The sequence below is a fragment of the Ruegeria sp. AM4 genome, assembly GCF_056540665.1.
In genome coordinates, this window is record NZ_JBQFXD010000026.1 from 1 (window position 1) to 14,939 (window position 14,939).

Annotated in this window: 12 protein-coding genes and 1 pseudogene; 3 read left to right on the top strand and 10 right to left on the bottom strand. The window is 52.9% G+C overall.

Annotation, left to right across the window (positions count from 1 at the left end; genetic code table 11):
• The 3 genes from ACR0JA_RS23355 to xylF all read right to left on the bottom strand — a co-directional run.
• On the bottom strand, nucleotides 1-226 hold a 226-nt coding region (locus ACR0JA_RS23355; protein WP_480580275.1), incomplete at its 3' end, for an ATP-binding cassette domain-containing protein.
• Nucleotides 226-1,524, bottom strand: a complete 1,299-nt coding sequence (locus ACR0JA_RS23360) for a sugar ABC transporter permease (protein WP_480580278.1) — start codon at nucleotides 1,522-1,524, stop codon at nucleotides 226-228. The genes ACR0JA_RS23360 and ACR0JA_RS23355, both read right to left, overlap by 1 nt.
• Before the next feature lie 63 nt (nucleotides 1,525-1,587).
• Nucleotides 1,588-2,607 carry a D-xylose ABC transporter substrate-binding protein gene (gene xylF / locus ACR0JA_RS23365; protein WP_480580281.1) on the bottom strand — a complete coding sequence of 340 codons (1,020 nt, stop codon included), beginning with the start codon at nucleotides 2,605-2,607 and terminating at the stop codon, nucleotides 1,588-1,590.
• Nucleotides 2,608-2,758: 151 nt separating this feature from the next.
• Here xylF and ACR0JA_RS23370 point away from each other — a divergent pair, with 151 nt between their 5' ends.
• Both ACR0JA_RS23370 and ACR0JA_RS23375 read left to right on the top strand, forming a co-directional pair.
• Nucleotides 2,759-3,976: an ROK family protein gene (locus ACR0JA_RS23370; protein WP_480580284.1), complete on the top strand. Its 1,218-nt coding sequence runs from the start codon at nucleotides 2,759-2,761 to the stop codon at nucleotides 3,974-3,976.
• Nucleotides 3,966-5,477, top strand: coding sequence for a CRTAC1 family protein (locus ACR0JA_RS23375; protein WP_480580287.1), 1,512 nt, complete (start codon nucleotides 3,966-3,968; stop codon nucleotides 5,475-5,477). Before ACR0JA_RS23370 ends, ACR0JA_RS23375 begins: the two co-directional genes overlap by 11 nt.
• On the opposite strand, the gene ACR0JA_RS23380 is transcribed toward ACR0JA_RS23375, so the two are convergent.
• From ACR0JA_RS23380 to ACR0JA_RS23400, 5 genes are all read right to left on the bottom strand, one after another.
• On the bottom strand, nucleotides 5,478-6,779 hold the full coding sequence (locus ACR0JA_RS23380; RefSeq protein WP_480580290.1) for a cytochrome-c peroxidase: 1,302 nt from the start codon (nucleotides 6,777-6,779) through the stop codon (nucleotides 5,478-5,480).
• A gap of 1 nt (nucleotide 6,780) precedes the next feature.
• Nucleotides 6,781-7,728 carry an aldose epimerase family protein gene (locus tag ACR0JA_RS23385; protein WP_480580292.1) on the bottom strand — a complete coding sequence of 316 codons (948 nt, stop codon included), beginning with the start codon at nucleotides 7,726-7,728 and terminating at the stop codon, nucleotides 6,781-6,783.
• A complete protein-coding gene (gene xylB, locus ACR0JA_RS23390; protein ID WP_480580295.1) occupies nucleotides 7,725-9,182 on the bottom strand; it encodes a xylulokinase in 1,458 nt (485 codons plus the stop codon). Before xylB ends, ACR0JA_RS23385 begins: the two co-directional genes overlap by 4 nt.
• Nucleotides 9,183-9,693: 511 nt before the next feature.
• Nucleotides 9,694-11,355 (bottom strand): IS66 family transposase, encoded by a 1,662-nt coding sequence (tnpC, locus tag ACR0JA_RS23395; RefSeq protein WP_480580298.1) that lies wholly within the window; start codon nucleotides 11,353-11,355, stop codon nucleotides 9,694-9,696.
• Nucleotides 11,356-11,554: 199 nt separating this feature from the next.
• The gene (locus ACR0JA_RS23400) at nucleotides 11,555-11,788 is read right to left on the bottom strand and encodes a helix-turn-helix domain-containing protein (protein WP_039541392.1); all 234 of its coding nucleotides are present in this window, start codon (nucleotides 11,786-11,788) and stop codon (nucleotides 11,555-11,557) included.
• Nucleotides 11,789-12,093: 305 nt separating this feature from the next.
• Between ACR0JA_RS23400 and ACR0JA_RS23405 the strand changes: the two genes are divergently transcribed.
• Nucleotides 12,094-12,861 carry a tyrosine-type recombinase/integrase gene (locus ACR0JA_RS23405; protein ID WP_480580300.1) on the top strand — a complete coding sequence of 256 codons (768 nt, stop codon included), beginning with the start codon at nucleotides 12,094-12,096 and terminating at the stop codon, nucleotides 12,859-12,861.
• 123 nt (nucleotides 12,862-12,984) lie between these two features.
• On the opposite strand, the gene ACR0JA_RS23410 is transcribed toward ACR0JA_RS23405, so the two are convergent.
• Nucleotides 12,985-14,100: an RNA ligase gene (locus tag ACR0JA_RS23410; RefSeq protein ID WP_480580303.1), complete on the bottom strand. Its 1,116-nt coding sequence runs from the start codon at nucleotides 14,098-14,100 to the stop codon at nucleotides 12,985-12,987.
• A gap of 752 nt (nucleotides 14,101-14,852) precedes the next feature.
• A pseudogene (locus tag ACR0JA_RS23415) lies at nucleotides 14,853-14,939 on the bottom strand (IS5/IS1182 family transposase); the annotation flags it as partial.

The window sequence follows — 14,939 nt, forward strand, 5'->3', positions numbered from 1 at the left end:
GATCCATCTGATAGGCGCCGGACAAAACCTTGATCAACGTGGATTTTCCGGCCCCGTTGTGGCCAAGCAGGCCAACGACTTCACCCGGATAGAGATCGACCGACACATGGTCGACGGCCTTGATCCCACCGAAGGAAATCGAGATGTCGCGCATCTCGACCAATGGCGGCGCGCCTGAACCGCGCCCAGTACCGAGAGGTTTTTTCTGCGTATCCTGAGCTTGCATTACTTTGCCCCCAGTCGCTTGCGGTAAACGATGTCGATATAGACGGCCAACACGAGGACGCTGCCGACGACGATGTTCTGAAACGGCGCGTCGACACCAACCATTGCCATGCCCGATTGCAGCGCCTGCATGATCAATGCACCTAGGATCGCGCCATAAATGGTGCCGATGCCGCCCGACAATGCGGTTCCACCGATCACTGCAGCGGCTATGACCCGAAGTTCGTCGAGCGTACCAATGTCGTTCGAATGGTTTGCCAAGCGGGCCGAGGCGACCACCGCGGAAACGGCGCACAAGAAACCCATTAGTGCAAAAATCTTCACGGTCAGCAGCCGAGTATTGATACCCGAAAGCTCTGCCGCATCCGGGTTGCCGCCAGTGGCAAAGATGTACCGACCAAACCGGGTTTTCCGTGCCACGATCGTCAGGGTAACCGCGACTATGATTAATATGAGGACAGAAATCGGTATGCCGTATCCTACAACCAGCCCCTCTGGCATTGTCTCTCCGCGCGCTTCGAACATACGTTGCAGTCGGCGCGTCGGAATTGCGTAGCTGTTGACGATGTAGACATAACCAAGAATGGCGATTGCGATGATCCCAGCCAAGGTGGCCTCGGCCCAAACCGGTTTTACGGGGAAACCGTGAGACGCTTTTGCGCGTCGCCCACTCCACAAAGCCCAGATGGCAATCGCAGTAGCGAACAGTCCAAACAACCAGCTTGTCGTCGTTCCCAACGTTCCGTTGGTTCCGCCAAACATCAGGAATGTACTATCCAGAGGACCAATCGTCTGGCCGCTGGTCAAATACCACGCCACATTTCGCCAAACCAGAAATCCACCAAGCGTAACAATGAACGCTGGTATCGTCAGATAACCAACCATCCAGCCATGAAACGCACCAATCAGTGTGCCGACAAACAGTCCGACAACGATTGTGATCGCCCAGGTTGCCGGGTTGTTCAAACCCATCCCAAGTATTTGCGGCAAAAGCTCGGTTTGCGTCATTGCCATCACAGCCGAGGTTGTTGCCAATAGTGCGCCAACCGACAAGTCGATGTGTCGCGTGACGATAATGAACACCATCCCGCATGCCATAATGGCAACCGAAACTGTCTGGATGGACAGGTTGAATAGATTGCGCGGCGTCAGGAAACGCCCGTCAGTAAAGAGGTTGAAACCGATGCATAGGATGACAAACGCGCCGATCATTCCCAAAAGCCGCATATCCAGTTCCAGTTGCTGGAACAGGCTGGGTTTTGCTTTTTCTGGTATCGGCTGAGACGAAGTTTCGGTCATTTCCGATCTTTCATATTCAGCATTTGCCCCAGGCCCATACTTATGGGCCCAGGGTTGAGTGGTTTAGTTACAAGGCGCAGGTCCGTTTTCAACGCCCTGGCACAGATCCTCCAATGGGATCCATCCGGCATCCACAACGACAGACAGGTTGTCCTTGGTGATCGGCACGGGTGCAAGGAAGACCGAGTTCATCTCGGTGCCACCTGGTGAAGTCCAGCTCACTGCACCTTCGACTTCTGCGGGACTTGTGCCGCCGCTCAGCGCAACAGCGATTTCGCCAGCGGCCTTTCCAAGTTCGCGAGCATCCTTCCAAACCGATACTGTCTGCGTTCCCAGTGCAACACGGTTCAACGCTGCGTGGTCGCCGTCCTGACCGGAAACCGGAATGCCTTCCATGCCCTGTGCGGTCAGCGCTGCAACAACACCGCCTGCAGTACCGTCATTCGACGCAACGACTGCATCCACGTTGTTCTCGTTCGCGGTCAGGATTTGTTCCATATTCCGCTGCGCGTTCGCGGGCAACCAACCATCCGTATAGGCCTCGCCCACGATAACGATGTCACCACTGTCAACGGCCGCGCCGATGATCTCTTGCTGACCACCCCGCAGGAAATCCGCGTTTGGATCGGTGGGTGAACCCTTGATCATCACATAATTGCCCTTGGGCATGGCTTCAAAAACAGCCCGGGCCTGCATTCTGCCGACTTCCACGTTGTCGAAGGTCAGATAAAATGCACGGTCGTCTTCGATCAGGCGGTCATAGGCAATGACCGGAATGCCTTCGTCTGCCGCAGCCTGAACTGCTGGCCCGATGGCCTGCGCGTCCTGCGCCAGAATGATGAGCGCATCCACGCCTTGGGCGATCAGGCTTTCAATATCCGACAGCTGCTTTGCAGAAGACGACTGCGCGTCTGCCGAAATGTATTCGGCGCCCCCTGCTTCAAGCGCAGATTTAATGGCCGCCTCGTCCGTTTTCCAACGCTCTTCTTGAAAGTTCGACCAGCTTACACCGACCACTGGCTCTGCGAATGCGGTCGAAGCCAACAAAGTGGCCAGAGCCGAAAAGCTGAGAATTCTCTTCATGATTTCCTCCCATTTGTCGAGCCATCGCACTTCGATTCGCGGCTCTCACAAAATTGAATACCATATTTATTTCAGTCGGTAAAATATTTACTCTACAAGCGGCGCTAAAATTCAAATAGATTGGGCCAACAGCAAGATTCGCGAGGACAAGATGCTGAAAAGCAAAGCCTCTCCGGTTTCTTTGGAACAAAGAAACGCAACCCGATTGCGGGTATTGGAGCACATCAGAGCCAAGGGATCCGTCTCGCGGATCGATATTGCATCCGCCTTGCAAACCAGCCCTGCGACTGTCACCGCCGCCACGGCTGATCTCATCTCGGCCGGGCTGGTCAAAGAGACTGAAAGCCAAGCACAGTCAATGTCGGGGAAGAGAGGCAGACCCAGAGTATTGCTGCAATTGGACGGCCAGATGCACCTTGTGGCCGGCCTCAAGGTGGCTCGGCAAGTAATCTCAGTTATCTTGGTCGACTTTGAAGGTAACGAAGTCGCATCCCATAAATATGCTCTGGATCAAGCCAGAATGTCGCCGCAGGAATTTGTATCGGCGATCCACGAAGCTCTTGAAGAGACCTGCAGTCAGGTCGATCGTTCTGTCGCTCATTTGGCAGGTGTTTCTATCGGGGTGGCTGGGCTGGTCGATGCTAACAAGAATTTTGTCCACTGGTCTTCCTCGATTACTGAGAGAAATATTGATTTCAATCACTTGCTTTCAAATGAGCTGCCTTGCCCTGCATTCGTTGACAACGACGCCAATCTTGTCGCCAAGGCCGAGCAGCTTTTTGGCTTGGGCAAGGGTTTGAAGAACTTCCTCGTTGTTACGATCGAACACGGTGTTGGCCTTGGCATCGTATTGGACGGTAAACTATACCGTGGAGAACGAGGCTGCGGCGCTGAGTTTGGGCACACCAAAGTTCAACTTGACGGGGCTTTGTGCCAATGCGGCCAACGCGGATGTCTTGAAGCCTATGTGGGCGACTATGCTTTGATCCGCGAGATGACGGTCACCGGTCATACCAACGGCATGGAATCCGTTTCCGACATACATGACCGCGCTAACTCAGGTGACGAAAGAGCATCATCAGTGCTTGCTCGCGCAGGTCAGATGTTTGGCCTCGGGATTTCCAACCTGATCAACTTGTATGACCCAGAGTGCATCATCGTCTCAGGGGCACAAATGAGTTTCGAACATCTGTGTTCCAACGAAGTAATGAACCGTATTCGAAACGGGGTCGTGAAGGTCGATGCGCCTTTACCCGAGATCAAAGTTCATCATTGGGGCGACATGATGTGGGCAAAAGGTGCCGCAGCATATGGGATCGAGCAGATCTCGATCCTCAAAGTTAAGGAACTTTCTGCGAATGCGTCCTGAGCTTACGATACTTGTGGCTTTTGCCTCTGTTGCGAACGCGAACACCTACGTTCCTAAGTTTTCAAACGTGGATGTGCCGAAACATATCTATGATGGAGGCTGGGAGCATTTTGTTGGCGGAGGCGTCGCCGTTTTCGATTGCAATGGGGATACCCTGCCGGAGCTCTTCTTAGCAGGCGGATCCAATAGCTCTCAACTGTTCATAAACACGTCGAGAGAACAGATATCATTTAAGACAGAAACACCAGAAAGCTTGTCGCTGACAGGTGTGACCGGGGCTTATCCTCTCGACGTTGATGGTGACGGCATAATGGATCTGGCGATTTTGCGTGTTGGCCCAGACCTGCTTCTTCGGGGCCACGCCGACTGTCAATTCAGCCCTTTCGATACACTCGGTTTTCAAACGGAAGATCACTGGACCACAGGTTTCTCAGCAACATGGGAAAGCGGGCAAACCTTACCGACCTTGGCATTTGGCACTTACGTTGATCGGTTCGATCCCGAAGGTCCTTTTGAATCATGCGGCCCGACCCTTCTCTATCGCCCCGAAGGCCGTTTGTACCGTAAGCCACTGTATCTTGCGCCCGGCTACTGCTCACTTTCTATTTTGTTTTCGGACTGGGCCCGAACTGGTCGCGCGGATCTTCGCGTCAGCAATGACCGTCACTACTATGTGCGCGGCGGTCAGGAACAATTGTGGGCGATGGCGCCGGAACCCCGGCAATATACAGAAGACGAGGGCTGGCTTCCATTTTCGATTTGGGGAATGGGGATCGCCTCTCGGGACCTCACAGGGGACGGATTTCCCGAAGTTTACCTGACTTCGATGGGTGATCAGAAACTCCAGGTATTTGACCCAGTTACAAACGGCCCGACCTGGCGCGACGCGACTTACGAAAAGGGTACGACCGCTCATAGGCCGCATATTGGAGGAGACGGAAGGCCATCGACCGGATGGCACGCACAGTTCGGCGACGTCAACAACGACGGCCTAGACGATATTTTCGTGGCCAAGGGAAACGTAGAACAGATGCCAGATGCGGCTCTGAACGACCCCAATAACCTACTACTACAGAACTCCGACGGTCAGTTTATTGAAGCCGCAGCAGATGCCGGTGCTGCCTCGATGGCTAAGTCTCGCGGCGCGGCGCTTGCTGACCTTAACAACGATGGGAGGCTGGATCTGGTGGTCGTCAACCGAGGTTCTGAGCTCGAAGTCAGTCAGAACACTACTCGGAGTGGCAACTGGCTATTGCTGGATGTCACTCAGGATCAAACCAATCACGCAGCAATTGGTGGATTTATTGAAGTCAAAACCTCGCTGGGCGTTCAGACCCGCGAGCTAACAATCGGCGGCGGTCACGCTGGTGGTATCGCTGGGTTTCAGCATTTTGGGCTTGGGAGTGAGTACCAGGTGCAGGTTCGTATGATCTGGCCGGACGGGTCGAAAGGCGAGTGGTTGGACTATCAGCCCAACCAAATCATACGTCTTCGCCGCTGATTACTTTTCAAACGGTAACCCGCTTGGAACTTGGTCGGGCACACCTAGCCGCTCTGCCGCGTCTTCAAGGCTTTCCAGAAATCTGAGAAGAGCGTCGATTTCCTGATTCGTTAGGTTAATATTCGACAGGCTGTTGCTTTGGGCAATCGCCTCCACGTGCTCATTGTCCGACATTGCCCTTTGATCTTTGGTGCCCGGGAAGTCCGGCAATGCGGCCAACTCGATCGAGTAGTTTTTTAATGACGAAACCGCGTCCAGATGATGCCGCACGATGTCCTCAAGTTCGGCAAAAGCTCCGTTGTGCCCGTACGGAGCTGTCAGTGTCACGTTGCGCAAAGTTGGCGTGCGGAAAGCAAACGCGTCGTCGGGATTACCGGTCACGCGAAGACGCCCGTCGTCCCTGACGTGGTTTTCAAATCGCGCCGCCTTTCCCGGGCCAATCTGCGGTATTGCGATCGAATGAAACTTGTGGTCGGTCTGGAACCAGCCCGAGTGGCAATTGCTGCATCCGGCTTTTCCATAAAACAAGCCCATACCAATCTCGGCCTCTTCTGACAGCTCAGCCTCACCTCGCATCGCGCGATCGAACGGGCTGTTATCCGCACGCCACTCGAATGCGATAAAGTCCGCGATTACGTTGGCAATCGCAGTGAACGTAATTTCATCATCCGGCGCTAAGTCATCAAACCTCTGCTCATACTCCGGAATGGCCGCAACACGTTCTGCAATCAGATCCCACGCACCGCCTTGCTGTGTCAGAAATCCGAGGCGAACCGCTTTGCTAACGTCATTCTCAGAATAGTGACCCGCCATTTCGTCTGGCGACAAAACCGGGAACATGGCCTGTGCGGCAAGCGCTGAATTGAAACCAGAACGCATATGAGTACCCAACGGGGTTCTGATGCCATCAGGTTGCGTTGTGTCTGCCTCCAGCCGCCCATCATGGAAAAACGTAGTGAACTCAGTGGCTCCGAGGTTCCAGAGCCCTGGCGAGTTTCGTGGGATACGCTGTTCCGGGGTGTTCTCTGGGTCTAATGTTCGCTCTGGACCCAACCCAATTCCCCCTTCCCCTATACCAAGGGAAACACCGTCGGACGTGCCAAGCGTGGGATGATGACAGGTCGCGCAGCTGATATTCTTGTTGCCAGACAAAATCGGGTCATAGAACAGCAAACGCCCCAGCTCAGCACTTCCAAAGTCAGGATCGAGGAACTCCGGCAAAGGACCAAGCGATTGGGCACGCGCACCGCTCTCCACTGAGATTACTAATCCGAAAGCCAAAAATAGCGAAACTGCTCTCATGTCATTCCTCAGAAACTTCTAGAATAAGTTCCTGCCGATACGGATTCTCCGGAGTATAGATGATTGAAGGAAACGACGAGATATTCGGTGCATTGGGATAACCCGATGGTTCGATACACACACCACGCGAAGTGCGAAGCGGTTTTGTCAGCTCATAGCCCGAATAGACCTGTGCTCCGGGTTGGTCTGAGTAGACGGTCAACGCAAGGCCAGAGAGTGAAGTGATTTCCGCCACCGAGACTTTTGGGTCGCGATCATGATTAAAGCAGAAATAGTGATCGATCCCTTCGGAAACACTCCCAATCGTATTGGGCGTTGAAAAATCCAACCCGCTTTCGTTGGTCGCAAGCACTTTGCCCGACGGAATACCCTGATCATCGATTTCCAGATACCGATTTGAAGCGAGTTTCAGCTTATGCTCGTCGACGCCTTCTGAGGCACCCAAAGTGTAGTAGTTATGTTGCGTAATGCTTATCGGCGTCGGCCGATCAGGCTGTGCAGCTATTGAATAGACCAAGCGTGAACCCTGTAAGCATATCCTGACTTCGAACCTGATATTCCCTGGAAAGCCGCCCTCTCCGTCGTGAGAAACGTAGCTCAGCAAAACCTCATTCTGTGCAATCTGTTCGAGGTCCCAGAACTGTTTGGACAGCCCATCGTCACCGCCATGCAGGGTGTTTTTGCCCTCATTGGTGTTCAGTTCAAAACTGGCACCTTCCAAGTCAAACGTCGCGCCTCTGATCCGGTTGGCAACGCGCCCAACAATTGCGCCCAGATAACGCGTATCTGTGAGATATTCATCTGGGTCCGCGAACCCAAGGATGAGCGGCACGTCCTTGTACCACCAACCCTGCGTGATCGCTCCGTAGTTCAAAACCGAAACACGCATATTCCCATCGGTGAGAACAGCAGTTTCGATCCCGGAGGCTTTGCCCGTTTCTGGCTTCATCTTACTGCCAGCGGCGCAAGCGCCTGATAGAATTGCTTATATCTCCGGTATTCGTTTTCGTAGGCGTCAATCAGATCGCCGCGTGGTTCGATGCGTTCCTGAATTTCCGGCGGCGTCATGACTTGCGCCGGTTCCGCATCGTTGGCAGCACATATAGCGAGGCGCGCAGCGCCCATGGCGGCACCGAATTCGCTGCCCTTTGGCAAATCCAGCGGGACTTGCAAAACAGTAGCCAAAGTTTCCAGCCAAAACCGAGATTGCGCACCTCCTCCAACTGCCATAAGGCTATTTGGCTGGGTTCCGGTGCTCTTCAGTGCTTCTAAGCAATCTCTCATTCCCAATGAAACACCCTCCATTACGGACTGGGTCAACTCAGCGGGTTCCGACGAGATGTCCACGCCCAAAAACGCGCCTCGGATATGGCTATTGTTATGCGGCGTCCGTTCTCCTGACAGATATGGCAGGAAGGTGATCGCTGTAGGTCCGTTCAGTTTTTCAGGCATAGCTGAAGCGAGTCTTTCCACGGGTTCGCCAAGGTTGCGAGCAAGCCAGTTCATGCTGTTCGTTGCTGAAAGCATGACACCCATTTGTATCCACCGATCAGGAACCGCATGACAAAAGCAGTGCACGGCTGTTTCCGGATCAGGAGCATAGGCTTCCCGCGCTACAAGCAACACGCCAGACGTTCCTAGTGAGACAAAACCGGTGCCGTCGTTGATGCTCCCGATCCCGCAGGCAGTGGCAGCATTGTCGCCAGCACCTCCAGCCACCACAACCGGATTCGAAAGCCCCCACTCCTGCCTCAAACGGACCTTCAACGCTCCACCCGGATCACTTCCTTCGACCAAGCGCGGCATCTGCTCGAAACGCATGTGACCTACCGTTAGCGCCTTTTCTGACCACTGCCGTGCGTCAACGTTCAGCCACGATGTTCCTGCGCTGTCAGACATGTCTGAAACATATTCGCCGGTCAGCCAAAACCGCAAATAGTCTTTCGGCAGCAGTACCTTGCCCACCTTTGAAAACACATCCGGCTCATTCGCACGCAACCATTCGAGTTTCGGCGCCGTAAACCCCGGGAATACGGTGTTTCCCGATATTGCGCGCATCTCTGGTGTTTGATCTAGTGTCCGCGCTTCGGCGGCTGACCGAGTATCGTTCCAAAGAATACAGGGCCTCAGTATTTCGCCATCAGAATCCAGTAGTGTAGCGCCGTGCATGTGTCCGCTTAGGCCTATACCTCGCAATTTTGAGAATGCTTGCTGATTGCCGACGCGAAGCATTCCAACAACATCTTCGCAAGCGTTGGTCCAATCCAAAGGATCCTGTTCAGACCAGCCAGGCCTAGGCGTCGAGGTAGAAATGCTGACTTCGGCATCACCGACAACGTGTCCTGTGTCATCTACCAGAATCCCGCGGAGACCTGACGTTCCCAAATCCAAACCAAGATACATTCAACGCCACCTGATTAAATATTTTAGCGATTAAAATTATTTGAAACCGTGTTCTTGTCAAGGTTCCGTAAAAGAAATGTGCTCCAATCACGACTGGTTCAGAATGTCCGTCTCTGTGCCACGCAAAATTCGAGCAACTGGCCAAGAGTCGCGTGCCGTTTCTGGTTAAACGTGTCTTGTTTGAATTGTCTCAGACACATTGTTTCAAGACATTAAATATATGACGGCGGCAACAGGACCGGTCGCAGAAAAGAACATTGTTGAACACCGAAATTTACGGTCGGGATAGACCGAAGTTGAAGCATTTGTCGAAACCGAGATTGGCAAACTAGTCTGAGCCGCCTCTTCAAAAGAAATACCTTCCGTTTCAACTCTCCATTACCGATATGAATGGCCGCTTCAAAAGTCGCGTCCGGGGATTCATGCGATTGCAGCGAACGACTGGTTTCCGCCATGCTTGTGGACCACCCGGCGGAGCCGGATGGGTTAAATTCAAATGTTGTGATCAAAACTACTCGATGCCGAAGCGACCTTTTGGGCAATGCCAAGGCAGCAACTTATCGTATTCAGACCTGGGATGCCCCGCAGCCATCTGATCGAACAACCAAGTCAGATAGGCATACGGTTCGACACCATTCAATTTACAAGTCGCAATAATGCTGGCCATCAAAGCCCAGTTGCGACCACCAATTTCCGATCCCGCAAACAGCGCATTCTTCCGCAGCAATGCTATGGGACGGATGGTGTTCTCGACCGCGTTGTTGTCAAATTCCACTCTTCCATCTTCGAGGAAAGTGGTCAAACCGTCTCTGAGTTTCATCGTGTAGTTGATTGCCGCTCCCAGCGTCGACTTCATCGAAATCTCACCAGATAGTTTGCGAAGCAGCGTAAACAGCCTGAAAACTATTGGTTGCGCTTCTTTTTTTCGCACCGCCAATCGAATGGCCGCGGTCTTGCCCTTCAAAGACCTCTCAACTTCATAGATTTCATTGATCAGTTCAATAACGCTGTTCGCCTTCTTTGACTTTGTTGCTTTGAAAACGTCCAGGAACTTCCGGCGCACATGTGCCCAACAGTAAGCGAGGACTAGAGGGCCGCCATCCCGTTCTTCGCGAGTAAGGCGATTGTAGCCGGCATAGCCATCCACCTGCAGTGTTCCTGAGAAGCCTTTCAAGATCTCTTCAGCATGTTCACCGCGCCGAGATTGTTCAAAGTTGAAAACGACACCTGGCGGCTCATTCCCTAGCCAGCGTCGGTCGTCGCGGCACAAAGCCCAGACATAGCAGGTCTTCGTCTTTCCATTTCCAGGTAGCAGCTGGGATAATACCGTCTCGTCCATGTTCAGCTTGGTGCTGGTTTTCAAGTTCGCTGCAAGGGCCGCGTGAACCGGTACGAGAGCGTTTCCAAGCTCGTCCATCAGCCGCACCATGGTTGAGCGGTGGAACTTGATACCAGAACGTTTGAATATCTGCTCTTGGCGATAGTTTGGGATGAAATCTGCAAATTTGCTGACCGCGAGGCCTGCGATCAACCGATCGTCAAAGCGAGTATAGTCGAAGGCGCGCGGTGGCACCTTTGCTTGCACAAATTTATCGCAGATCCGGCATACATATTTGGGATAGTGTTCCCGAATAACCCGAACCTCAGCAGGTTTATAGGTCAGGCGTTCGATCACTTGTTCACCCATCGGTCGCATGGCGCAACCACATGTGCACCCGGCACCCTGCTTCGGCTCGATGACCCGATCTTCTCGGGGAAGATGTGCTGGAATAATCACGGTCTGTTTCCCTTTCATACCCCGTGGCTTCGACACCTTCTCGGGTTCAGACACAATTGATGAACCGTCTTGGCCGGGCTTCATCGGATCAGGTGGTGCTTTTCCATGATCTGCTTCAACGTTGCCCTTATCCTTCCGCTTTGGTGACTTTTCACTCGATTGGCCGAATTGCATATCCGCCAGTTTGTTGAGCTGTGCTCGAAGGCGACGGTTATCAGCTTTGATGACCCTAATCTCCGCAGAAAGCGTCGAAATCTTCGCATCCTTCAGCACGATCTCATTGTCATAGTCAGCCTCCCGCTGGTGGTCAGCCTTCGATATTCGGGCTGCCACGTTGGTCACGAACGAATCTGCATAACCCGCGAGGTCTGTGCAGGCAGATTGAATATCCTTCATTGCTCCTATTCATCCCATGTTGGCCGCAATCACAGCCGCTTTGGTCGCGGCCGACATGCCGGCCGCGTTTTCTCTTGATTTTCTGATGTGGGGATGGGATGAAGTGAGCAAGATCGTGGTACTAAACGATTTTGAGGCCCTTGAGGATCGGCAAAATCCTCGGGGCCTTGCTTATTTCAGAGCCCATGAGTTTAACCGCTCATTCTGGATCTCCTTTATATTCGGGGTAGCGTTCGGGCCAGATTTCAGCTGGATGAACGCCGATTTTTTCCGCGATCCTTGCCTGAACCTTGGCTGAAACTGAACGTGAGTTGCTCACTGAAAGCACCGTGCTGTGGCTTAAACCAAGCTCGCGCGCGATCTCGTTGAATGAGCTTCCAGCGCGCTGAAGCTCATACTTCGTCTTCAAATGCCTTTCTCTGAGGTCCTGCATTTGCGGGTCTCTAATCGTGACTTTGCTACTGCATAAGCGCAACGACAATTCCCCAGCAAGAAGAAAAACTCTGGTAACCATCTGTGTTTACTTGGTTTTTCATGATCCATATAACACTTGCACTCATTTGGTCACACGGCAACAGAATTTCAGAATTCTGAGCTATTCTGCAACCTATTGAGTTTTAACAGACAAAACTGAGCGTCACTGGCGCGATTTTACACTCAGATTCAGATATCAGCAGTGCATTCGGATTTGGAACGCATTATCTCTGGCTGAAAAAAATTTATCTATGGGTGGAGTCATTGCCTGAAATCGAAAAACCACCAGGCGGCTCGCTGTTGTCGGTGCATGATCGTGATATCCAGGCGCTCATCAAAGAGTCGGGGGATAGCTCCATCCGAGGACGCCGGAACCGCGTTCTACTCGCGATGGCATGGTCAACCGGTTTGAGCATCAGTAACTTGCTGATGCTTCAGCTCTGGCAAATGACCTACTTCGTCCATCAAGTGGATACGTTTGGTACTTCGACGCGCTTCTGGTTTTCAGATCGTATAATTGGGCATAACTTTGGGTTCTATTTTGACCGATCCTTCGAGGCGATCGTCCCGATTCCGAAGCCTCTTCGCCCTATGACATACCGTTATTTGGAGATTTTCGAAGATGGCTATGACCCGGAGCATTATGTGTTTCCTGTCATGCGAAAGAACGACCGAATGATGAAAACTGAGCCTCTTACAACGAGGGATGCTCACAAGATTCTGGTCGAGCTCCGAAAACCGATGAGCAGCACTGCAAAACTTGATTGGCACAAAATTCGCCAAGTCGCAGTCGCAAGAATGTTGGCATCGGGGATGTCTATACAGGAAATCCAACATCAAACCGGTTACACTGATCCTAAATCAATAAAGAACATCGCATCGACTTACAGGATGGACTGGACAAGTGACCCTTCATTTCAACCATCGGGAATAGTTGGCCTAGACTACGAGGGGTCAATAGTATCGCGAAACAAGGATTGGTATCCAATGCACCTGTTTCCATATCGCCCACCGCGAAAATCATCGTCTTGAATTCGACCAGAGTATGTCGACCTCCAATCGCGTGGTGTGGGGTTATTTGGTGCACGCGATACCAGCAAAGACCCTTGCAACCCAAAGGGTCGGCGCAGGCAGAGATCTCTGCCTGCGCCATTTTCACTCAGGTGTGCTGATCGGCTGCCATTGCATACCGAAGAGCGGCCGGATTGCCTCAACTTTGTTCTCCGAGCCTGCGGCCCGTTCCAGAATGTCCAGCAGGCTCCTACTCGGCGGTGTCCCGTCCAACGCCCGGAAGGCGACAGATTGCAACCGCGGGTCAAGCTCTGCCTTGGCCTTTAACGCGAACTCTTTCCGCGCCAACTCCCGGTGTTCAGACACGAAGGCGTCAATCTCGCCAGCCTGCACATCAACCGCCCTCATGACCTCGTCATGGTAAGATTGAACCTGCGCAGCAGCCTCGGGTGCCAGTAGTGGCAGAACATCGTCCAGCGCGCCTTTTGCAACCCAAGCCAGCAGGTTCTTTTCATGCGCCAGCCCAGCCAGTGCCTTATGCCGCAGGACATAGGCATCCGCTTTGATCTTCAGCCGATGGCCGTCTTCAAATGCGATGACGTAACCTTCGACACCCTCCAATGCCCGAGCATCAGTCCAGAACCGATGAACGTCCTCGACCCTGTCGAACTGTGCGACGATCGGAACACCTTGCCGGGAGGCGACAGCCTCCAACTCCGCGTGCGGCATGTAGGCCCCTGTCCGCATGTGCCGGATCGCCAGCAAGGTCAGCTGCGGAACGTCATAAGCCAGCACCACCCGGTTCTCGGGCGCAGTGAACTCGAAGATCGGCGTGAAACCTGCCGCGATCATATCGGCGCAAAGTGCTTTGACCTCAGGTCCTGCAACAGCCCATGCAGCCCGGGACTGTGCGGAAATGCCCATCCGGGTCATGAACACCATCTCACCCCCGACAATCGCCGGGTGGATCATCGAGCCGTCCAGCTTATCCAGAACCGCATGAGACGCATCCCACGGCTCTTCCTGCATCGGGCGCTTTTCACCCAGATTGAAGAACTTGTGGAACGGCCGAGCGATCAGTTTGCCGTCGGGGTCAAATTTCAACCCTCGGCATTCCCGGGCTACTGCGCCGTCGAACGTGTTGTCCAGCGTGTAGAGGTAGTTGATCACCGAGTATCCATCATGGTCGAAATGAAAGATCCCGGTGTCGGGGACAATGTGCGGGAGGACGTCCTCCAGCGTTTCGATGATATGGTCCATGTCTATGCTCCAGAAAAAGAAAAAGCCGCCTCGGGAAGAGACGGCCTGGTTCGAACAATTTTGGTAGAGTTAGATCACTCGGGTCTTAGTCCACCTGTCGAAGAGAAGCCGCCACAAAGCACTGCGTCGCGATTATCCGCGCACAGTTCTTGTGGTATGTATGAGCTTACAAAGGTCATCTCAGCTTCTCCTGCCCGACCTCTATCGGCTAGGTGTTAATCTGGTCAAGAAATTTTGTAGATCTTCGGCGGTTACCGAATCTGCGGTGAGCTTTTTTGACCTGCCACGAACTGTCGTCAGCGTTCCTCAGTCGCTTAGATTTAGCCCATTTTAATTTCCGCAAACCGAGCGCTCTCCATAAGCCCCCTGACTGGAAGGTTAACAAGCCGCCATTCGCTGCAAGTGCGAAAAACTTACTGCATACGCGAAGCGATCCGTCGGGAGGACGGGGAGTAGACTTTAGCCGCTGTAGCAAGGCACCATAAACTTGTGGAACAATGCAGTCATTGGGACCAGATTTGCAAAGTCCTCACTGAATGCCACCAAGGATGGATGAAACCACAAAAAACGTTACGAAAAAGAAGATCAAAAAGTACAGCCATGCGAACGGGCGGACAATCCGCTTAGCTTCAGCTTCTTGTAGGTTAAGATATGTTCCTGTGACTCTCTGATATTCCTGGTTAAATTTTTCAGGCCATTTATCTGGAAGAAAAATCTCAATCGTCTTTTTGATGATCAACGGGTTTTCTAGGTCATGTTGACAAATAGCGGAGCCATATGCGGATTGACGTGATGTCGACGAAGCCGAGGAAGCTTTCAGCAGTTTTGTCGTAACGTGT